At 69.6% G+C, this 18691-nt stretch carries 18 protein-coding genes and 1 tRNA gene; 4 read left to right on the top strand and 15 right to left on the bottom strand.

The genetic code is table 11. From position 1 onward, the window contains the following. Positions 1-3: 3 nt before the first annotated feature. The 4 genes from AC3E6M_RS06550 to AC3E6M_RS06535 form a co-directional block, all read right to left on the bottom strand. A complete protein-coding gene (locus tag AC3E6M_RS06550) occupies positions 4-480 on the bottom strand; it encodes an FMN-binding protein (RefSeq protein ID WP_138172758.1) in 477 nt (158 codons plus the stop codon). 111 nt (positions 481-591) lie between these two features. Further along, positions 592-1626 (bottom strand): ribose-phosphate diphosphokinase, encoded by a 1035-nt coding sequence (locus AC3E6M_RS06545; RefSeq protein ID WP_138172757.1) that lies wholly within the window; start codon positions 1624-1626, stop codon positions 592-594. Further along, positions 1616-3064: a bifunctional UDP-N-acetylglucosamine diphosphorylase/glucosamine-1-phosphate N-acetyltransferase GlmU gene (gene glmU, locus AC3E6M_RS06540; RefSeq protein ID WP_490529412.1), complete on the bottom strand. Its 1449-nt coding sequence runs from the start codon at positions 3062-3064 to the stop codon at positions 1616-1618. Before glmU ends, AC3E6M_RS06545 begins: the two co-directional genes overlap by 11 nt. Before the next feature lies 1 nt (position 3065). Next, positions 3066-3137, bottom strand: a tRNA-Gln gene (locus AC3E6M_RS06535). A 68-nt stretch (positions 3138-3205) separates the two neighbouring features. Here AC3E6M_RS06535 and AC3E6M_RS06530 point away from each other — a divergent pair. Further along, on the top strand, positions 3206-3703 hold the full coding sequence (locus tag AC3E6M_RS06530; RefSeq protein WP_138172755.1) for a MarR family winged helix-turn-helix transcriptional regulator: 498 nt from the start codon (positions 3206-3208) through the stop codon (positions 3701-3703). Beyond that, positions 3700-4212: a hypothetical protein gene (locus AC3E6M_RS06525; RefSeq protein ID WP_138172754.1), complete on the top strand. Its 513-nt coding sequence runs from the start codon at positions 3700-3702 to the stop codon at positions 4210-4212. The genes AC3E6M_RS06530 and AC3E6M_RS06525 overlap by 4 nt, the downstream gene beginning before the upstream one ends. A 15-nt stretch (positions 4213-4227) precedes the next feature. Here AC3E6M_RS06525 and AC3E6M_RS06520 read toward each other — a convergent pair whose 3' ends face one another. The 7 genes from AC3E6M_RS06520 to AC3E6M_RS06490 form a co-directional block, all read right to left on the bottom strand. Continuing rightward, positions 4228-6027 carry an ABC-F family ATP-binding cassette domain-containing protein gene (locus AC3E6M_RS06520; protein ID WP_138172753.1) on the bottom strand — a complete coding sequence of 600 codons (1800 nt, stop codon included), beginning with the start codon at positions 6025-6027 and terminating at the stop codon, positions 4228-4230. Positions 6028-6337: 310 nt separating this feature from the next. Next, positions 6338-7249: an ABC transporter substrate-binding protein gene (locus AC3E6M_RS06515; protein WP_138172752.1), complete on the bottom strand. Its 912-nt coding sequence runs from the start codon at positions 7247-7249 to the stop codon at positions 6338-6340. 34 nt (positions 7250-7283) lie between these two features. Beyond that, entirely contained in the window at positions 7284-8039 is a 756-nt protein-coding gene (locus AC3E6M_RS06510; RefSeq protein ID WP_490529411.1) for an ABC transporter permease, read from the bottom strand. Further along, positions 8036-8716: an ABC transporter permease gene (locus AC3E6M_RS06505; RefSeq protein WP_490529410.1), complete on the bottom strand. Its 681-nt coding sequence runs from the start codon at positions 8714-8716 to the stop codon at positions 8036-8038. Before AC3E6M_RS06505 ends, AC3E6M_RS06510 begins: the two co-directional genes overlap by 4 nt. Further along, complete coding sequence (locus tag AC3E6M_RS06500; protein WP_490529409.1) at positions 8713-9537, bottom strand: ABC transporter ATP-binding protein; 825 nt, start codon at positions 9535-9537, stop codon at positions 8713-8715. Before AC3E6M_RS06500 ends, AC3E6M_RS06505 begins: the two co-directional genes overlap by 4 nt. 13 nt (positions 9538-9550) lie before the next feature. Next, positions 9551-9853, bottom strand: coding sequence for a DUF427 domain-containing protein (locus AC3E6M_RS06495; RefSeq protein WP_138172748.1), 303 nt, complete (start codon positions 9851-9853; stop codon positions 9551-9553). 136 nt (positions 9854-9989) lie between these two features. Continuing rightward, positions 9990-10922, bottom strand: coding sequence for a 4-(cytidine 5'-diphospho)-2-C-methyl-D-erythritol kinase (locus AC3E6M_RS06490; RefSeq protein ID WP_138172747.1), 933 nt, complete (start codon positions 10920-10922; stop codon positions 9990-9992). Between the two features lie 235 nt (positions 10923-11157). Here AC3E6M_RS06490 and AC3E6M_RS06485 point away from each other — a divergent pair, with 235 nt between their 5' ends. Then, positions 11158-12738: a stealth conserved region 3 domain-containing protein gene (locus AC3E6M_RS06485; RefSeq protein ID WP_138172746.1), complete on the top strand. Its 1581-nt coding sequence runs from the start codon at positions 11158-11160 to the stop codon at positions 12736-12738. On the opposite strand, the gene AC3E6M_RS06480 is transcribed toward AC3E6M_RS06485, so the two are convergent. Next, positions 12689-13624, bottom strand: coding sequence for a phosphodiesterase (locus tag AC3E6M_RS06480; RefSeq protein ID WP_138172745.1), 936 nt, complete (start codon positions 13622-13624; stop codon positions 12689-12691). The genes AC3E6M_RS06485 and AC3E6M_RS06480 overlap by 50 nt on opposite strands. Before the next feature lie 139 nt (positions 13625-13763). Further along, positions 13764-14603, bottom strand: coding sequence for a 16S rRNA (adenine(1518)-N(6)/adenine(1519)-N(6))-dimethyltransferase RsmA (rsmA, locus tag AC3E6M_RS06475; protein WP_138172744.1), 840 nt, complete (start codon positions 14601-14603; stop codon positions 13764-13766). A gap of 57 nt (positions 14604-14660) precedes the next feature. Here rsmA and AC3E6M_RS06470 point away from each other — a divergent pair, with 57 nt between their 5' ends. Further along, entirely contained in the window at positions 14661-16118 is a 1458-nt protein-coding gene (locus tag AC3E6M_RS06470) for a sugar porter family MFS transporter (protein ID WP_138172743.1), read from the top strand. A 69-nt stretch (positions 16119-16187) separates the two neighbouring features. On the opposite strand, the gene AC3E6M_RS06465 is transcribed toward AC3E6M_RS06470, so the two are convergent. Beyond that, positions 16188-17105 carry a TatD family hydrolase gene (locus AC3E6M_RS06465; protein ID WP_490529407.1) on the bottom strand — a complete coding sequence of 306 codons (918 nt, stop codon included), beginning with the start codon at positions 17103-17105 and terminating at the stop codon, positions 16188-16190. Further along, complete coding sequence (gene metG, locus AC3E6M_RS06460) at positions 17102-18676, bottom strand: methionine--tRNA ligase (RefSeq protein ID WP_138172741.1); 1575 nt, start codon at positions 18674-18676, stop codon at positions 17102-17104. The genes AC3E6M_RS06465 and metG overlap by 4 nt, the downstream gene beginning before the upstream one ends. Between the last annotated feature and the right edge of the window lie 15 nt (positions 18677-18691).

The following is an 18691-nucleotide window of genomic DNA, read 5'->3' as shown; positions in this document are numbered from 1 at the left end:
GGGTCAGGCCTGGGCCTGGGACTTGATCGCGTCGACGGCCTTCATGAAGCCGCCGCTGGTCAGCGAGGATCCGGCGACCTTGCTGACCGAGATCTCGTCGAGCTTCTTGCCCACGACCTCGTCCTTGATGCCGCCGATGAACTCGCCCTGGTACCGGCGGGACTCCGCGGCCTGCGGGTCGCCCGTGACGGTGACGTCGGTGACGGTGTCGCCGGCGAGCGTCAGGGTGACGTCGACGGTCTCGACGCTCTCGGGCGTGGCGTACTGGCCCGTGGCCTCGTACGTGCCGTCGGTGTACGTGCCCGAGGACGACGAGCCACCGGCGGCGGCGCTCGTGCTCGGTGCCGACGACGCGGCGGGTGCCGGCGCCGCGGCGTCGGTGGTCCCGCCGGAGCATCCGGCGAGGGTCACGATCCCGGCGACGCCCAGCAGAGCGGTGCCGACGCGGACGGGGCGGGGGACGGCGGTCGTACGGATCATGCGGGTCCTCTTTCGGTCGTGCCTCTCGGCGCGGTCGTGCTCACGATGAGGACACGATCTCGACCCGACCCTGGTTCAGTCTTGGGCGAACCTCTGAGCCGCCGATGAATCTCAGGCGTCGCCGCCGAACATGCTCGTGACCGACCCGTCCTGGAAGACCTCGTGGATCGCGCGAGCGAGCAGCGGCGCGATCGGCAGGACGGTCAGGCCCGGGAATCGGCGCTCCGGCGGGAGCGGAACCGTATCGGTGACGACGACCTCGTCGATCGCGGGATCCTGCAGGCGGACGCTCGCGGGATCGCTGAAGATCGCGTGGGTCGCGGCGACGATGACCTTGCGTGCGCCGCTGGCCTTGAGCGCCTGCGCCGCCTTCTGGATCGTGCCGCCGGTGTCGATCATGTCGTCGACGAGCAGGCACGTGCGCCCGTGGACGTCACCGACGATCTCGTGCACCGAGACCTGGTTGGCGACCTTCGGGTCGCGGCGCTTGTGGATGATCGCGAGCGGCGCGCCGAGGCTGTCGGACCAGGTGTCGGCGACGCGCACGCGCCCCATGTCGGGCGAGACGACGGTCAGGGTCTCGCGGTCCTCGCCGGTCAGGCCCTGCTCGAAGTGCTCGAGTAGCACGGGCTTGGCGAACAAGTGGTCCACAGGACCGTCGAAGAAGCCCTGGATCTGCGCCGCGTGCAGGTCGACGCTCATGATGCGGTCGGCACCGGCGGTCTTGAGCAGGTCGGCGACGAGGCGCGCGCTGATCGGTTCGCGGCCGCGGCCCTTCTTGTCCTGGCGCGAGTAAGGGAAGTACGGCGCGACGACCGTCACACGCTTGGCAGACGCGCGCTTGAGCGCGTCGAGCATGATGAGCAGCTCCATGAGCCACTCGTTGACCGGCGGACCGAAGGACTGGACCACGAAGACGTCGCACCCGCGGATCGACACCTCGAAGCGCGTGTAGATCTCACCGGACGCGAACGTGCGGTGCTCGGTGGGCGCGAGTTCGGTGCCCAGGTGCCGCGCGACCTCCTCGGCCAGTTCGGGGTGCGACCGACCCGAGGCGACGACGAGCCGCTTCTTGGTCTTGGCGACGAGCCCGGGGGCGATGCCGTTGTCGCGGTCGAGATCTACACGGTTCTTCTTACGAGCCATCGCGCGCTTCCTGTTCACCCCGAGCCCGCGCAGCCACATCGGCCGCTCCGGTGCCCGGTCGATTCTTCTCGACCCACCCCTCGATGTTCCGCTGGGGTGCGACGCTCAGGGCCAGCGCACCGGCCGGGACATCCTTGCGGATCACAGCGCCGGCGCCGGTCTTGGCGCCATCCCCAATCGTAACGGGCGCGACGAAGACGTTGTGCGAGCCGCTGTGCACTTCGTCGCCGATCACGGTGCGGTGCTTGGTGATGTCGTCGTAATTGGCGGTGATGGCCCCTGCCCCGAGGTTGACGCCGCGACCGATGTCGGTGTCGCCGATGTAGGACAGGTGCGGGACCTTGCTGCCCTCGCCGATGGAGGAGTTCTTCACCTCGACGAACGTGCCGACCTTGCCGTTCGCGCCGACGCGGGCGTTCGCCCGGAGGTAGGCGAAGGGTCCGACCGTGGCCCCCGCCGCGACGACGGCGAGCGTCCCGTCGGTGCGGGTGACCGTGGCATCCTCGCCGATCTCGCAGTCCACGAGAGAGGTGTCGGGTCCGATCGTGGCACCCGCCGCGACGACCGTCGCCCCGCGCACGTGCGTGTTCGGGAGGATCGTCACATCGGGGGCGAGCACGGCGGTGACGTCGATCCAGGTCGTGGCAGGGTCGACGACGGTGACGCCCTCGAGCTGCCAGCGGCGGACCGTGCGGGCGTTGAGCGTGCGGCCGGCCTCGGACAGCTGGACGCGGTCGTTCACCCCGAGTGCGGCGCCCGCATCGGGCGTGACGGATGCCGCGACCCCCAGGCGCGCGTCGCGCAGCAGCGCCACGACGTCGGTGAGGTACTTCTCGCCCTGCGCGTTGGCGGTGCCGACGAGCGCGAGCTGCTCGCGCAACGGCGCCGCGCGGAAGACGTAGACGCCGACGTTGATCTCGCTGACCGCGGCCTCGTCGGCCGTGGCATCCTTCTGCTCGACGATGCGCTGCACGCCGTCGTCGCCGTCGCGGATGATGCGTCCGTACCCCCGGGGGTCGTCGACGCGCGCGGTGAGGAGCGTCACGGCGGTACCGCCCGCGCGATGCGTCTCGACCAGCTCGGCGAGGGTGTGCGACTGCAGGAGCGGCACGTCGCCGCTGAGCACGAGGACGTCGCCGGCGAAGTCCTCGAGCGCGCCGAGCGCAGCCTCGACCGCACGCCCGGTGCCGGGCACCTCGTCCTGGTCGACGATCACGACGCCCGGGGCCAGTTCGCTGACCGTCTCGGCCACGCGCTCGCGCTCGTGACGGACGACCACGACGATGCGGGACGGGTCGAGGGATGCCGCCGTGTCGAGCACGTGCCCGACGAGGGGACGGCCGCCCACGGTGTGGAGGATCTTCGGCGTACGCGAACGCATCCGCGTTCCCTGACCCGCAGCGAGGACGACGACGGCCAACTCGGTCGGTGATGTCATGCTCCGCCGCCAGGATTCGAACCTGGACCTAACAGCTCCAAAGGCTGTCGTGCTGCCGTTACACCACGGCGGACCGCGCCAAGGGGCGCCGGTCAAGTCTGCCAGACCGCGGCGCCGAGACGTTCTCGACATAATGAAGACGTGAGCCGGGACAGCGACGAAGTCGATCGCATCGTCGAGGCCTGGGTGCGCCAACGACCCGACCTCGACTTCTCGCCGCTCGAGGTGCTCTCGCGGGTCGCACGCTTGTCCCGCCACCTCGACATCGCGCGCAAAGAGGCGTTCCGCCGCAGCGACATCGAGTCGTGGGAGTGGGACGTGCTCTCGGCCCTCCGCCGCGCAGGTGAGCCGTACCAGCTCAGCCCGAAGCAGCTGCTGCAGCAGACGCTCGTCTCCAGCGGCACCATGACCAACCGCATCGACCGGCTCGTCGCCCGCCGGTTCGTACGACGCGAGGCCGACCCCGGCGACGGACGGAGCATCCTGGTGACCCTGACAGATGACGGACGTGTGCGCGTGGATGCCGCGATCACGCGCCTCGTGGACGCCGAGGCGGTGCTGCTGGAGAGCCTCTCGCGCGGCGACCGCGAGCGACTGGCGACCCTGCTGCGCAAGCTGAGCCTAGGGTTCGACGCATGAGCGCCCCCGCCGCACCGCCGTCGGTGGGACGCCGGGTGCTGAACTGGTTCGACGTCCGGTTCCGCTCCCCGGCGGCCATCTACGGGCTCATCGTCTTCACGGCGTTCGTCACGATCGCGGAGGACCACGCCGAGAGCATCGAGGACATGCTCGCGACGTCCGTCGCCAGCCTGATCGTGTTCTTCATCGCCCACGTCTTCGCGCACACGCTCACCGAGCATTCCGAGCACGGCTTCCGCGCGGCGACGAGGAACGCCGTGCGGCACGGTGCGGGGATGCTGTACGCCTCGGTCCCCTCGATCCTCGTGCTCGTGATCGCGGGTTTCAGCGGCGCCACGGTCTCGGACGGGGTGGATTACTGCATGTTCGCGGCGTTCATCGTGTTGGCGATCCTCGGATACCACGCGTTCCAGAGCCGTCGCGCGCCACTGCTGGCCCGGATCTTCGGGGCTTTGGCCACCGCGATGCTGGGACTGTTCATCGTGATCCTCGAGTACGGCTTCCACTGAGGCCGCGAACGGATCTCAGCCGATCGTCTCGGTGAGCTCGAACCAGCGCAGCTCCAGTTCGTCGCGCTCGGACTCCTGGTCCGTGATGCGCTGCATCTCTTTGCCGAGGCCCACGTAGTCCGCCTGGTCGTGGTCGGCCAGCGCCGCCTTGGCGCGGTCGATCTGGGCCTGGAGTTTCTCGATGCGCCGCTCCAGCGCCGACGCCTCCTTCTGCGCCGCACGCAGGTCCGCACCCTGGAGCCCCGGCTCCGCGGGGGCGGACGAGTGCCCGGATGCCGCGGAGCGCGAGGGCTCGGCATCCTGGAGCGCCCGCAGGCGCAAGTACTCTTCGACGCCGCCGGGCAAGTGTCGGAGCTTGGCGTCGAGGATCGCGAACTGCTGGTCGGTGACGCGCTCGAGGAAGTACCGGTCGTGCGAGACGACGATGAGCGTGCCCGACCACGAGTCGAGCAGGTCTTCCATCGCCGCGAGCATGTCGGTGTCGAGGTCGTTCGTCGGCTCGTCGAGGATGAGGACGTTCGGCTGGTCGAGCAGGATCAGGAGCAGTTGGAGGCGCCGCTTCTGCCCGCCGGACAGGTCTTTCACCGGGGTCGACAGCTGGGCGCTGGAGAAACCGAGACGCTCGAGCAACTGCCCCGGGGTGAGCTCTTGCGCCTTCGATCCGGCGCCGAACGTGTACGTCGTGCGCAAGCCGGCGATCACGATGCGCACGGGGTCGTTCATGTGCTGCTCGAGCTCGTCGAGGCGCTGGGTGAGCGTCGCGACCTTGACGGTCTTGCCCCGTTTGACGCGACCGGTCGTCGGCTCGACCGTGCCCGACACCAGGCCCAGCAGCGTCGACTTGCCGGCGCCGTTGACGCCCAGGATGCCGGTGCGCTCCCCCGGTGCGATGCGCCACTCGACGTCCTTCAGGACCGTGTGCTCACCGTAGGTGACGCCGGCGTCGAGGAGATCGACGACATCCTTGCCGAGGCGCGCGACCGCGAGGGACTGCAGCGCGACGCGGTCGCGGATCTCGGGGACGTCCGCGATGAGCTCGTTCGCGGCATCGATGCGGAACTTCGGCTTCGACGTGCGCGCGGGCGCACCGCGCCGCAGCCACGCGAGTTCTTTGCGGGCGAGGTTCTGACGGCGCTGCTCGATCGAGGCGGCCTGACGATCCCGCTCGACGCGCTGCAGGATGTACGCCGCGTACCCACCCTCGAAGGGCTCGACGATGCGGTCGTGCACCTCCCACGTGACGGTGCAGATCTCGTCGAGGAACCACCGGTCGTGCGTCACGACGAGCAGACCGCCCGCTGACGGCGACCACCGGCGCTTCAGATGCCCCGCGAGCCACGTGATGGCCTCGACGTCGAGGTGGTTGGTGGGCTCGTCGAGGAACAGCACGTCCCAGTCGCCCGAGAGCAGCCGTGCGAGCGCCACCCGGCGGCGCTGGCCGCCCGACAGGTCGCCCAGACGCGCGTCCCACCGGAGGTCGCCCAAGAGTCCGGCGATGACGTCGCGCGTGCGCGCGTCACCCGCCCACTCGTGCTCGGGGCGGTCGCCGACGACGGCGTGGCCGATCGTGTCGTCGTCGTCGAGGGTGTCCTGCTGGTCGAGGACGCCGACCGTCACTCCCCCGCGCACCGTGACGCGACCGCCGTCGGGCTCGCGGAGTCCGGCGAGCATGCCGAGCAGGCTCGACTTGCCGTCGCCGTTGCGGCCGACGATGCCGATGCGGTCGCCCTCGTTCACGCCCAGCGAGACGGAGTCGAACACGACCTTGGTCGGGTATTCCAGGTGCAGGGCTTCGCCCCCGAGCAGATGTGCCATATCCGTCCCAGGCTACGCGGCGCGGGCACCCCGGCGCTCCGCGCTGCGCTCGGACGGTCCGCGGGGCGCTCGCCCGCGCCCCGGGTTGCGCGCTACTCGGACCGCGAGTTGCGCGCTGTTCGGACCGAGGCTTGCGCGCTGTTCGGACCGCGAGACTGCATCCGCCTGACATCTCCACTGCACTCTGCAGTGGGGATGTCAGTCAGATGCAGTCTCGGGGGACGGCGGTGCCCAGACGTGCAGCGGCGGTGCCCGAACGCGCAGCGGGGCCGCCCGGACTCCCGGACGGCCCCGCTGGTGTGGCTTCGGCTCAGAGGTTGTTGTCGGCGAGCCAGGCCTTCGCGATGTCCTCGGAGGACTGCTGGTCCACCGTCGACTTCACGTTCAGTTCCACCAGACCCGCGGGGGTCAGGGCGGCGGAGACCTTGTTCAGGACGTCGGAGACCTGCGACGCGACCTTGGAGTTCACCACGGGCACGACGTTCGACGCGAGGAAGAGACCCTCGGGGTCTTCCAGCGTGACGAGGTCGTCGGTCTGGATGCGCGGATCGGCGGTGTAGACGTTCGCGATCTGGACGGTCCCGGCGATGAGGTCGTCGACGGTGGTCTCGCCGGTCGGCGAGAACTGCACGTCCACGCCGTACGTCGACTTCAGGCCCTGCGGGCCGTAGGGACGCTCCGCGAGCTCGGCGTTGCCGCCGAGGGTCAGCGGGGTCGTGACCTTCGCGAGGTCGGCGATCGACGTCAGGCCGTTGGCCTGTGCGAACGCGGCGGTGACGGTGTACGAGTCCTGGTCGGTGGCCGTCGACTGATCGAGCACCTCGAGGCCCTCGGGCAGGGCGGCCGGCAGCGCGGCGTAGACCTCGTCGGCCGTGCGCGCCGTGGTCTCTTTGTCGAAGAACTGCAGCAGGTTGCCGCTGTACTCCGGGAAGACCGTGACGGTGCCGTCCTCGAGCAGCGGGATGTAGGCGTCGCGCTGACCGATCTGGAACTGGCGCTTGACCGTGAGCCCGGAGTTCTCGAGGGCCTGGGCGTAGATCTCGGCGATGATCTCGTTCGAGAAGTACGCCTGCGAGCCGACGACGATCTCGTCGGACGAGGCGCTGGCGTCGCCGCCGCCGCTCAGGGGATCGCTCGAGGCGCCGCAACCGGCGAGGGCGAGCGAGGCGACCGCGAGTCCGGCGAAGACGCCGAGACCCTTGCGAGTTCGTGCTGTGAACATGGGTTCCTCTTTCTGGTGGTGGGAGTCGGGTGAGTCAGGAGGTCGTCGACGACGCGGGTGCGCCGACGGCGAGGGCCTCGGCACGCCGCTCGCGCGCAGAACGCGCGCGCGGCGAGGCGGCACCGGCGGCACGGATGCCACGGGGCACGACGAGGTGCTGGAGCAGGGCGAACAGCCCGTCGATGACCAGCGCGAGGACGGCGACGAGGAGAGCACCGCCGATGAGGATGTCGAAGCGACGGAGTGGGATGGCGGCGATGATGTACTGCCCGAGTCCGCCGAGGCCGATGTAGGCCGCGATCGTCACGGTCGCCAGCACCTGCAGCGTCGCGGCGCGGATACCGCCGACCAGGAGCGGGAGGCCGAGCGGCACTTCGATGCGCCACAGGATCTGGGCCTCGGTCATGCCCATCGACCGGCCCGCGTCGATGACACGGCGGTCGATCGCCTCGAAGCCCGTGTACGCGCCGGCGAGGAGCGAGGGGATCGCGAGGACGACGAACGAGATGACCGCGGCTTCGGGCTTGTGCAGCACTCCGAGCAGCAGCGTCAGCAGGATCAGCAGGCCGAACGACGGGATCGCGCGCGCGGCGCCCGAGATGGCCACCGCCACCTCGCGGCCCTTTCCGGTGTGCCCGATGTACCAACCGAGCGGCACGGCGATCGCCGCGGCGATGAGCACGGAAACGACGGTGTAGAGCAGCTGCACGCCGATGGCGGCCGGGATGGAGTCGAACTGGCCGGAGTCCCCCGAGAAGATCCAGGCGATGGCGTCGCCGAAGAGGTTCATGCGGTCACCGCCGTCCGGGTCGCGCGACGCGCGGGGGTCTTCACCCGGCGCGTCCACGGCATGAGCAGGCGGCCGGCGATCACCAGCAGCAGGTCGATCACGAGGGCCAACACGACGACCGCGACCACACCGGCGAACACTTCGGGGATGATCCGTCGCTGCAGACCGTTCGTGAACAGATATCCGATGTTCTGGATGCCGACCAGGATGCCGACCGTCGCCAGGGCGATCGTGCTCGCCGACGCCACCCGCAGCCCGGCGAGGATCACGGGCCCGGCGAGCGGGAATTCGACCGCCCAGAACCGCCGGAACGAGCCGTAGCCCATCGCGGTGGACGCCTGGCGCACTCCCGCGTCGACCGAATCGAGTCCGTCGGCGACGGCGCGGACGAGGATCGCGACCGCGTAGATCGCGAGCGCCACGACGAGGTTCGTCTCACTCACGATCGAGTACCAGCCGGTGACGACCGGCATCAGGATCAGCAGTGCGAGCGAGGGGATCGTGTACAGGAGCCCCGTGATCGTGATGACGCTGCTGCGCACGAGGCGGTACCGCCAGGCGAACCACCCGAGCGGGATGCTGAGCACGAAACCCACCAGCAGCGCGATGAGGCTCTGCCGCAGATGCAGCAGCGTCATCTCGCCGATCAGGCCGAGGTTGTTGATCACCCAGGTCACGGGCGCGGCTCCTCCACGAGAGCACCCTGCGTGCGCCCCTCGGCATCCACGACGACCGTGCCGTGCGCAGTCTGCTTGAGGCGCAGTGCGCGTTTGCCCTTGACCGCACCGATGAAGCTTGCGACGAAATCGTTGGCCGGGTTCTCGATGATCTCGCTGGGCGCTCCGACCTGGGCGATCTGCGCACCCTTCTCGAGCAGGACCACCTGGTCGCCCAGAAGGAACGCTTCGTCGATGTCGTGCGTGACGAACACGATGGTCTTGCCGATGTCGCTCTGCAGACGGATGAGCTCTTGCTGCAGCTCGTCACGGACGATCGGGTCGACGGCCCCGAACGGTTCGTCCATCAGGAGGATGTTGGGGTCGGCCGCGAGGCCACGGGCCACGCCCACGCGCTGCTGCTGACCGCCCGAGAGCTGGCTGGGGTAGCGATCGGCCATCGCGGTATCGAGCCCCACGGTCTCCATGAGCTCGAGTGCGCGGGTGCGCGCCTTCTTGCGGTTCTCGCCCTGGAGTACGGGCACGGTGGCGATGTTCTCGGCGACCGTGAAGTGCGGCAGAAGACCGGAGTTCTGCATGACGTAGCCGATACGTCGTCGCAACTGGACGGGTGGCTGCGCGGCGATGTCCTCGCCGTCGATCGTGATCGAGCCGGCGGAGGGCTCGACCATGCGATTGATCATGCGCAGCAGCGTCGTCTTGCCGCACCCGGAGGAGCCCACGAAGACGGTGGTCTTGCGCGAAGGGATGACGAGGCTGAAATCGTCGACGGCCTTCGTGCCGTCCGGGAAGACCTTCGAGACGGTCGAGAACTCGATCATGCGCGTGCCCGACTCAGTCGGAGACCACGACCTTGCGATCGAACGCGACGTATCCCGCGAAGTCGGTGCCCACGCGATCGACCGCACCGGGGCGGAGGTCGGGGTAGGACCACGCACCGTCGGTCAGCTCGGCGCCATCGAGGGAGACGTTCCAGTACTGGGCCGCGCCCTTCCACGGGCAGGTGTACGGCGTCGGGCTCTGGGAGAGCGCGCCCTCGCGCACCGCGCGCGGCGGGAAGTACCAGTTTCCTTCGATGGAGACCAGGTCGTCGCGGTCGGCTTCGGCGATGACGACGCCGTCGAGTACTGCCTTCATGGGAACTCCCCTTTCGTGGCCGCTGGCGGACACGGCATCCGCCGGCACGAAACCACTGCGATCGAGGCTAGCGAGGGCCTCCGACACGAACCGGCAGATTGCTGCGTGTGACGACCTGGGCTATGGTGCGGGCCCGTCAGACCAGCCGGGCCCCGGCCACGGGACCGTGGGCGTGCAGGGCGTGGTGCCCGGCGGCGCTGAGCGTCACCTGGAGATCGATCGCCGCCGTCTCGTCGGCGGTGAGGAAGGCCAAGGTCGGCCCCGATCCCGAGACGATCCCGGTCAAGGCACCCGATCGTTCGCCGCGCTCGAGGATGCGCGCCAGATCGGGGCGCAAGTGCAGCGCCGGGGCCTGCAGATCGTTGCGGACGGTCGCCGCCAGCATGCGGGCGTCGCCTTGCCGGAGCGCGTGCAGCACATCGGGGGCCACGGCGGGGACACGCGGTGCCGGACCGATGTCCACCATGTGGCGCTCCCGGTGGGCGTCCAGTTCGCCGTAGACCACCGGTGTCGACAGCCCCACGTCGTTGGTCACGAGCACCCAGTCGAATCGGCCCGAGGCCAGCGCGGGATTCAGTTCGTCTCCGCGTCCCGTGCCGATCGCGGTGCCGCCGAGGAGGGCGAACGGCACGTCCGCACCCAACTGCGCCGCCAGACGCGTGAGGTCGGCGGTCGGCATCCCGATGCCCCACAGCGCATCGCACGCCACGAGCGCCGCCGCCGCGTCCGCAGACCCGCCCCCCATTCCTCCGGCCACCGGAACGGCCTTGCGCACGGACAAGTGCACGCCCCGGTCGACGCCGGCGACCCGGGCGAGCAACCGCGCGGCACGGACGGCGAGATTGCTGCCGTCGGTGGGGACTCCGTCGACGTCGACCGTCGAGGTGCCCGCGATCTCGATCGTGATGTCGTCGGCCGCCGTGGCGGTGATCTCCTCGTACAGCGAGACGGCCTGATACGCCGTGGCGACCTCGTGATAACCGTCGTCGTGGACGTCGCCGACCTCGAGGAAGACGTTGATCTTCCCCGGCGCGCGCACGCGGACGGACGGCGGCGTGGGCCCCCTCATCGGACGGCCCGCCGCCCGCGGAACCGAAGTGCCCCGCCGTGTGCGAAACTGGAACGTCGACCCGAAAGCGTCCGACCCGCGAGAGACGGGTGGACGGCGGCCGGGCCGGAACGGGCGATCTCAGTCACTCTTCGACAGTAGCGCGCCGCCGTCCGGCGCCGTCGCCGAAACGCAGCCGTAACGACGGCTCCCTACGGTGTATCAACCGTCCCCATCACCCCCGAGGAGGCACAGTATGCGATCGATGGTCCCCCTTTCTGTCGAGACCGACCCCTGGCGCGCACTCCTCTCCCGGGCGGACATCCGCATGGTGGACGGCATCCTGCACCTCGTCGACGACACCTCGACCCCCGCCGACGCCGAGCGCGACGACCTGCTCACGGTGGCATCCGCCATCGAGACCGCGGGTGTTCCCGTCCTGCTCGTGCGCGACGCGAACCGCCGACCGAAGCTCGTCGTCGACACCGTTCACGCGGATGCCGCGCTCGCGGCGCTGCGCGATCCCGAGCTCGGTCCCGTGTACCTCAAGGCACGCGGCGACGACCCGGTGCCCGCGCACAGCGTGGTGCCGACCCCGCACGCCGTCGAGGCCTACGCCGTCTTCCGTCCGCGCACCTCGACCGAGGGCTCGTACCGCTACGGCTCTGCGCTGGCGCCGCGCCTGGAGCTGTGGCGTTTCGGCGCGCAGACCGTCGAGGCCCCGCGCCCGAGCGCGCTGACGCGCCGGACCTTCGCCGCGGCCGATCTGGACCTCGTCGAGATCGAGCGCTACGGGCGCCGCTGGCGGACGGTCGCGGGCATGTTCGACCCGCACCCGAACGAGTTCACGCACGACGTCGACATGGTCTTCTCGTGGGTCGACGGTTCCTCGAGCGACTTCCAGCGGCAGCGCGCTGCCCGCATGAAGGGGTACGTCGTGGGCGACGGCGACGACAACGCCGCCCGGTACCGCCAGGTCGACGAACTGCGCTACGCGCTGCGCAGCGTCCACATGTATGCCCCGTGGGTGCGCCGCATCTTCATCGCGACCGACTCCCCCACACCCGAGTGGCTGGCCGACCACCCCAAGGTCACGATCGTGCGCAGCGAGGAGTTCTTCGCCGACCCGACGGTGCTGCCCACGCACAACTCTCACGCGGTCGAAGCTCAGCTGCACCGCATCCCGGGGCTGGCCGAGCACTTCCTCTACAGCAACGACGACATGTTCTTCGGGCGGCCGGTGACCCCCGAACTGTTCTTCAGCGGAGCCGGCATCAGCCGTTTCGTCGAGAGCGGCATCCGCATCGGCAGCGGCGCGGCGCACGTCGACCGCTCGGGCCACGACAACGGCCTGCGGGTCAACCGGGCGCTGCTCAAGGAGCGCTTCGGTCGGGTGATCACTCTCGACCTCGAGCACTGCGCCACCCCGCTGCGGCGGTCGGTCGCGTACGAGCTCGAGCAGGAGTTCGCCGAGGACTACGCGCGCACGGCGGCGAGTCGGTTCCGCTCCGCCTCCGACATCTCGGTGACCAACAGCCTGTACCACTACTACGCACTGGCGACCGGTCGCGCGGTCGTGACCACGGAGCCGCGCACTCGGTACGTTCAGACCACGCAGCTCGATTCGCTGCGCCGCATGGAGCGTCTGGTGTCGCGTCGCGACACCGACATGTTCTGCCTCAACGACGGCAGCGTTCCCGAGATCCCCGAAGAGGTGCGGGTCCCCGCGCTGCGCGCGTGCCTGGAGCGCTACTTCCCGGTCGCAGCCCCGTGGGAGAAGACAACGGTCAGCGCAGGATCGGCATCGGTGTCGTCGGCGGCGACACCCGCCCGCTGAGCTCGCGGTTCGTCGGCACGACGATTCCCGCCGAGCGCAGGCGTTCCTGCGATTCGGCGGCGTCGACGTACTGCAGCACCTCGGCGGCGACGACCGGCACGACCGAGTGCACGATCGTCTCGTCGTAGACGTGCACGAGGTTGAACCCCTGCGCACCGTCCTGCGGCCGCGTCCCGCCGACGGGCACCATGAGGTCCTGCGTGTAGCACGTCGCGGATGCCACCGAGACAGGGATGCCGGCGAAGGTCGCGAACGTGGAGTAGTGCAGGTGCCCGGCGAGGATCGTGCGCACGTCGCTCCCCCGCAGCACGTCCGCGAGCAGGCGCTGTTCGCGCAGCTCGACGGTCGCGGCGAGATCGAGGACGCTCGGCACCGGCGGGTGGTGCATGGCCAGGATCGTCCCGAGCGGAGCGGGGACCGACAGCACGTCGGTGAGCCACTCGCGTTGCCCGGCGCTGACCTCGCCGTGGTGCTGCCCCGGAACGGACGTGTCCAGCGTCACGATGCGCAGCCCGTTCAGCTCGTCCACCCGGTCGACGGGCGCCGTCGGGTCGCCGTGGTCGGAGGGGAGCAGATGCGAACGGAAGGTCGCCCGGTCGTCGTGGTTGCCCATGACCCAGATGACCGGGGCACCCAGGCGCTCCGCGACCGGCTCGACGAGCTCCCGGACGCGCGCGTAGGCGTCACCCTCGCCGAAGTCGGCGAGGTCGCCGGTAAAGATGAGACCGTCGGGGCGGACGCCGGAGGCCTCGATCGCGGCGATCGCCTGAGCGAGGTGCGCCTCCGAGTCCACGCGGTCGTAGAGCGGTGCTCCCCCCGCCCGAAGATGGGTGTCGCTCAAGTGCAGCAGCACGCGTTCGGCGCGCGGGTATTCGGAGTAGCGCATCTCGTTCCCTTCGGGTCGTCGGGTGCGACCTCTCCCCGGCGTGATGCTCCCGGTTGGGCTGAAATGTTACAGACATGTTTCCGGAACGCGTGGTGAACACGTCGGGAAATCACCCCGACGTCGGCCCCGGGGCCGACCCTCAGAGAGCGGCGATCCGCACGAAATCGTCGATCGAGAGCTGCTCGCCCCGCAGGGTCGGGTCCACTCCGGCACGCTCGAGCGTCTCCGATGCGACGGCCGCCGATCCACCCAGGACAGCGGACAGGGCCTGCCGCAGCATCTTGCGACGCTGCTGGAAGGCGGCATCCACGATCTCGAACGTGCGGCGCCGGAGTTCTTCGCTGCCACGCGGCTCGGCATCCCGTTCGAAGCCCACGAGTACGCTGTCGACGTTGGGCACCGGCCAGAACACCTGGCGCGAGACGGTTCCGGCCAGGCGCCACGCGCCGTACCACGCGGCCTTGACGCTCGGCGCGCCGTAGACCTTCGACCCGGACGGGGCCGCCAGACGCTCCCCCACCTCGGCCTGGACCATCACGACACCGCGCTGCAGGAACGGGAACGTCTCGAGGAAGTGCAGCAGCACCGGCACGGACACGTTGTACGGAAGGTTCGCCACCAGGACTTCCGGCTCTCCCGGGAGCGAGCGCACCTGCAGGGCGTCGGCGTCGATGACGGTGAGGCGGTCGTCCGCGACGCCGTGCACCGCAGCCGTCTCGGGAAGACGCGCGGCCAGGCGGTGGTCGATCTCGACCGCGACGACGGAGGCGCCGGTCTCGAGGATCGCGAGGGTCAACGAACCGAGACCGGGACCGATCTCGACGACACGGTCGGATGCCTCGACCCGGGCGGCGTGCACGATCTTGCGCACCGTGTTCGCGTCGACGACGAAGTTCTGCCCCAGCTTCTTCGTCGGGGTGACGTCGAGGTCGGCGGCGAGCCGGCGGATCTCGGCGGCACCGAGGAGCGAAACGGGCATTGTTCCACTGTAGCCAGCCTCGGACCACCGTCCCTTTCCTGGGAGTACCGTGAACGGGTGAGCCAGACGCAGTCGATACCCGCCAACGCCTTCACCATCCGCAGCCCCTACGGGCGACGAGCGATCGTCCTCTCGATCGCGGCGGCGGTGGGCGGCTTCCTGTTCGGATTCGACTCTTCGGTGATCAACGGCGCCGTCCGCTCGATCGAGTCGGACTACACGAAGGAGCCGATCCTCACCGGCTTCGTCGTCGCGATCGCCCTGATCGGCTGCGCCGTCGGCGCGATCGCCGCGGGAGCGCTGTCCGATCGCTACGGCCGGCTGAAGGTCATGATGGTCGGCAGCGGTCTCTTCCTCATCTCGTCGATCGGATCCGCGCTGACCTTCAGCGTTCCCGATCTCATCGTCTGGCGCGTGCTCGGCGGACTCGGCATCGGCATCGCCTCCGTCGTCGCCCCGGCGTACATCGCCGAGGTCGCCCCTCGGCAGATCCGCGGAAGCCTCGCCTCCCTCCAGCAGCTCGCCATCACACTCGGCATCTTCGCCGCCCTCCTCAGCAACGCCCTGCTCGTGGCGGCCGCCGGCGGCAGCGCCGACAACATGCTGTGGTGGGGCTTGGACGCGTGGCGCTGGATGTTCCTCATCGGGGTGATCCCCGCCGCCGTGTACGGTTTCCTCGCTTTCACGATGCCCGAGTCGCCCCGGTACCTTCTGGCCCGCGGGCGCACGGAGGAAGCACGCGAGATCTTCGCCCGCCTCGTCCCCCCGGCCGACCTCGAGAAGACCGTCAAGGACCTCACCAGCGCCATCGAGAGCGACCGGAAGAACAAGGGCGCCTCGCTCGCCGGTCCCGCCCTGGGTCTGCAGCCGATCGTGTGGATCGGCATCATCCTGTCGGTGTTCCAGCAGTTCGTCGGAATCAACGTCATCTTCTACTACTCGACGAGCCTGTGGCGCGCGGTCGGTTTCGACGAGAGCAACTCGCTCCTCATCGGCGTCATCACCTCCGTCACCAACGTGCTCGTGACGCTCATCGCGATCTGGCTCGTCGACCGAGTAGGCCGCAAGCCCCTCCTGCTCGTGGGCTCCGCGCTCATGGCGATCTCCCTGGGAACGATGGCGCTGGCCTTCTCGTTCGCGGTCGGTGAGGGTCAGGACGTCTCGCTCCCGGGCGCCTGGGGCCCCGTCGCGCTCGTGGCCGCCAACCTGTTCGTCGTCGGCTTCGGCGCCTCGTGGGGCCCGCTCGTGTGGGTGCTCCTCGGAGAGATCTTCCCGAGCCGCATCCGTGGCAAGGCGCTCGGTGTCGCCGCCGGTGCGCAGTGGTTGGCGAACTTCCTCGTGTCGTGGACCTTCCCGGCGCTGGCGGACTGGTCGCTGACGATCACGTACGGTGCGTACGCGTTCTTCGCGGCACTGTCGTTCGTCTTCGTGTTGTGGAAGATCCCCGAGACCAAGGGCATGGAGCTCGAGCAGACCGAGACGCTCTTCGTGAAGAAGCCCAAGACCCGGGCCTGACACCCGCTCCGCCTCACGATCGACGGCCGGCCTCCCGCGGGAGGCCGGCCGTCGATCGTGAGGCGCGGATCAGAACGCGCCGTAGACCTCGAGCGTGTTCGCCGCGACCTGCGCCGCGAGCTCATCGGCATCCGTCCCGAGCTCGGCGGCGAGGAAGCGCAGCGTCACCGGGATCAGGTACGGCGCATTCGGGCGACCGCGGAAGGGCGTGGGCGTGAGGAACGGCGCGTCGGTCTCGACGAGGATGCGCTCGCGCGGGGTGACGGCGAGGGCGTCGCGCAGGTTCTGCGCGTTCTTGAACGTGACGTTGCCCGCGAACGAGAGGTAGTAGCCGCGGTCGGCGGCGACCCGCGCCATCTCGACATCGCCCGAGAAGCAGTGGAACACCGTCCGCTCGGGGGCGCCGACGCGCTCGAGCGTCTCGAGGACCGCGTCGTGCGCGTCGCGATCGTGGATCTGCATCGCGATCCCGTGCTTCTTGGCGAGGGCGATGTGCGCCTCGAAGGAGCGCATCTGGGCCGGGATGCCGTCGGCCTCGGTGCGGAAGAAGTCCAGGCCCGTCTCGCCGATCGCCCGCACCCGCGGCTGGGCCGCGAGCTCGTCGATGACCGCGATCGCGGCATCCAGCTCCCCGGCCTCGTCGTACGCCGGCGCTTCGTTCGGGTGGATCGCGACGGCGGCGAGGACGCGCGGGTGCTGCTCGGCCGCCCACGCCGACCAGCGCGACGAGTCGATGTCGCCGCCGGCCTGAACGACCCCGTGGACCCCGACCGCGACCGCGCGCTCGAGCTGTTCGTCGAGAGAGAGTCCGGTCTCGCCGTCCTCGATCTCGAGGTGGCAGTGGTTGTCGTAGACGGCGACGCCCAGCGGCTCGGGCGCGGGCGGGTAGCTCACGTCGCGGCGGCCGTCCGCCGACCGCTCGCGCACGTACTGACTCGGGTCGCCGCCCTCGATGGTGCCGCGGGGGCGCTCGACAGGCGTGCTCATGCCTGCTCGACGCGCGGGAACAGCGGCGACAGGCCGTTGACCGATGCGCCCGGACGCAGCACGCCCCACGCCCCCGCCTCGCGGAGGGGCTGGTCGTGCAGACGGCCGATGCTCTCGGCGGCACCCAGCGCGACCCACAACTTCTCGGTCGCGATCGGCATGACCGGCGACAGCAGCACGGCGAGGGCGCGCAGGCCCTCGGCCGCGGTGTAGAGCACCGTGCCGAGGCGCTCGCGCTGCGTCTCGTCCTTGGCGAGCGCCCACGGCTCGTTCTCGGTGATGTAGGCGTTCAGCGCCGTCACGATCGTCCAGATCGCGTCGATCGCCTCGTCGATGCGGAACCGCTCCATCGCCGCGTCGGCGTGGGTCGCGGCATCCGCCACCGTCTTCTGGATCGCCAGGTCGGCCTCGGTGTAGGCGCCTGCCGGGGGGACGATCCCCTCGAAGTAGCGCTCGATCATCGCGACCGTGCGGGATGCCAGGTTGCCGAACCCGTTGGCGAGTTCGGCCTGGTAGCGGGCCGAGAGGTCCTCCCACGAGAAGGAGCCGTCCTGGCCGAACGCGATCGCCGAGAGGAAGTAGAACCGGTAGGCGTCGGAACCGAAGACGTCGGTGATCTCGGTCGGCGCGATGCCGGTGAGCTTGGACTTCGACATCTTCTCGCCGCCGACGAGCAGCCAGCCGTGGGCGAAGACGCCGCGGGGCACCTCGAGGCCGGCGGCCATGAGCATCGCGGGCCAGATCACCGCGTGGAAGCGGAGGATGTCCTTGCCGACCACGTGGTACGCGGGCCAGCGGCGGGCGAACTCCTCGGGATCGGTGCCGTAGCCGATGGCCGTGGCGTAGTTGAGCAGCGCGTCGACCCACACGTAGATGACGTGCGACTCGTCCCACGGCACCTGGATGCCCCAGTCGAAGGTCGATCGCGAGATCGACAGGTCCTTCAGGCCGTTCTTGACGAACGACACGACCTCGTTGCGTGCCGAATCGGGGCGCACGAAGTCGGGCACCGAGCGGTAGAGCTCCAACAGCGGCTCCTGGAACTCGCTGAGCTTGAAGAAGTAGTTCTTCTCCTGCAGCAGCTCGAGCGGCTTGGAGTGGATCGCGCAGACCTTCAGCCCCTCGAACGGGCCCTCGCCATCGACGATCTCGGCCTCGGTCTTGAACTCCTCGCACCCGACGCAGTACAGCGCCTCGAACTCGCCCGCGTAGATGTAGCCCCGGTCGTACAGCGCCTGCACGAACTTGGCCACGCGCTCCTCGTGACGCGGCTGGCTCGTGCGGATGAAGTCGTCGTTGGCGACGTCGAGCGTCTTCAGCAGCGGGAACCACGACTCGCCCACGAGCTTGTCGACCCATTCCTGCGGCGTGTGGCCGTTGGCGGCGGCGGCGCGCATCATCTTCTGGCCGTGCTCGTCGGTGCCCGTCAGCATCCAGGTGTCGTCACCGGCCTGACGGTGCCAGCGCGCGAGAGCGTCGACCGCCACGGTCGTGTAGCCGTGGCCGATGTGGGGCACGTCGCTCGGGTAGTAGATCGGCGTGGTGATGTAGAAAGATCGGCCGGAAGTCACCCCAGGATTCTACGG

The sequence above is a fragment of the Microbacterium sp. SCPM-O-B-15248 (M128) genome (genome assembly GCF_058214835.1).
This window is presented reverse-complemented; position numbering and strand designations above follow the sequence as displayed.

Excerpts from the sequence above, each read along its gene's own strand:
- AC3E6M_RS06485 (WP_138172746.1), top strand. The coding sequence starts at position 11,158 with ATGCGATCGATGGTCCCCCTTTCTGTCGAGACCGACCCCTGGCGCGCA.
- AC3E6M_RS06545 (WP_138172757.1), bottom strand. The coding sequence starts at position 1,626 with ATGGCTCGTAAGAAGAACCGTGTAGATCTCGACCGCGACAACGGCATC.
- AC3E6M_RS06515 (WP_138172752.1), bottom strand. The coding sequence starts at position 7,249 with ATGTTCACAGCACGAACTCGCAAGGGTCTCGGCGTCTTCGCCGGACTC.
- AC3E6M_RS06480 (WP_138172745.1), bottom strand. The coding sequence starts at position 13,624 with ATGCGCTACTCCGAATACCCGCGCGCCGAACGCGTGCTGCTGCACTTG.
- glmU (WP_490529412.1), bottom strand. The coding sequence starts at position 3,064 with ATGACATCACCGACCGAGTTGGCCGTCGTCGTCCTCGCTGCGGGTCAG.
- AC3E6M_RS06525 (WP_138172754.1), top strand. The coding sequence starts at position 3,700 with ATGAGCGCCCCCGCCGCACCGCCGTCGGTGGGACGCCGGGTGCTGAAC.
- AC3E6M_RS06550 (WP_138172758.1), bottom strand. The coding sequence starts at position 480 with ATGATCCGTACGACCGCCGTCCCCCGCCCCGTCCGCGTCGGCACCGCT.
- AC3E6M_RS06495 (WP_138172748.1), bottom strand. The coding sequence starts at position 9,853 with ATGAAGGCAGTACTCGACGGCGTCGTCATCGCCGAAGCCGACCGCGAC.
- AC3E6M_RS06500 (WP_490529409.1), bottom strand. The coding sequence starts at position 9,537 with ATGATCGAGTTCTCGACCGTCTCGAAGGTCTTCCCGGACGGCACGAAG.
- AC3E6M_RS06520 (WP_138172753.1), bottom strand. The coding sequence starts at position 6,027 with ATGGCACATCTGCTCGGGGGCGAAGCCCTGCACCTGGAATACCCGACC.
- rsmA (WP_138172744.1), bottom strand. The coding sequence starts at position 14,603 with ATGCCCGTTTCGCTCCTCGGTGCCGCCGAGATCCGCCGGCTCGCCGCC.
- AC3E6M_RS06465 (WP_490529407.1), bottom strand. The coding sequence starts at position 17,105 with ATGAGCACGCCTGTCGAGCGCCCCCGCGGCACCATCGAGGGCGGCGAC.
- AC3E6M_RS06490 (WP_138172747.1), bottom strand. The coding sequence starts at position 10,922 with ATGAGGGGGCCCACGCCGCCGTCCGTCCGCGTGCGCGCGCCGGGGAAG.
- AC3E6M_RS06510 (WP_490529411.1), bottom strand. The coding sequence starts at position 8,039 with ATGAACCTCTTCGGCGACGCCATCGCCTGGATCTTCTCGGGGGACTCC.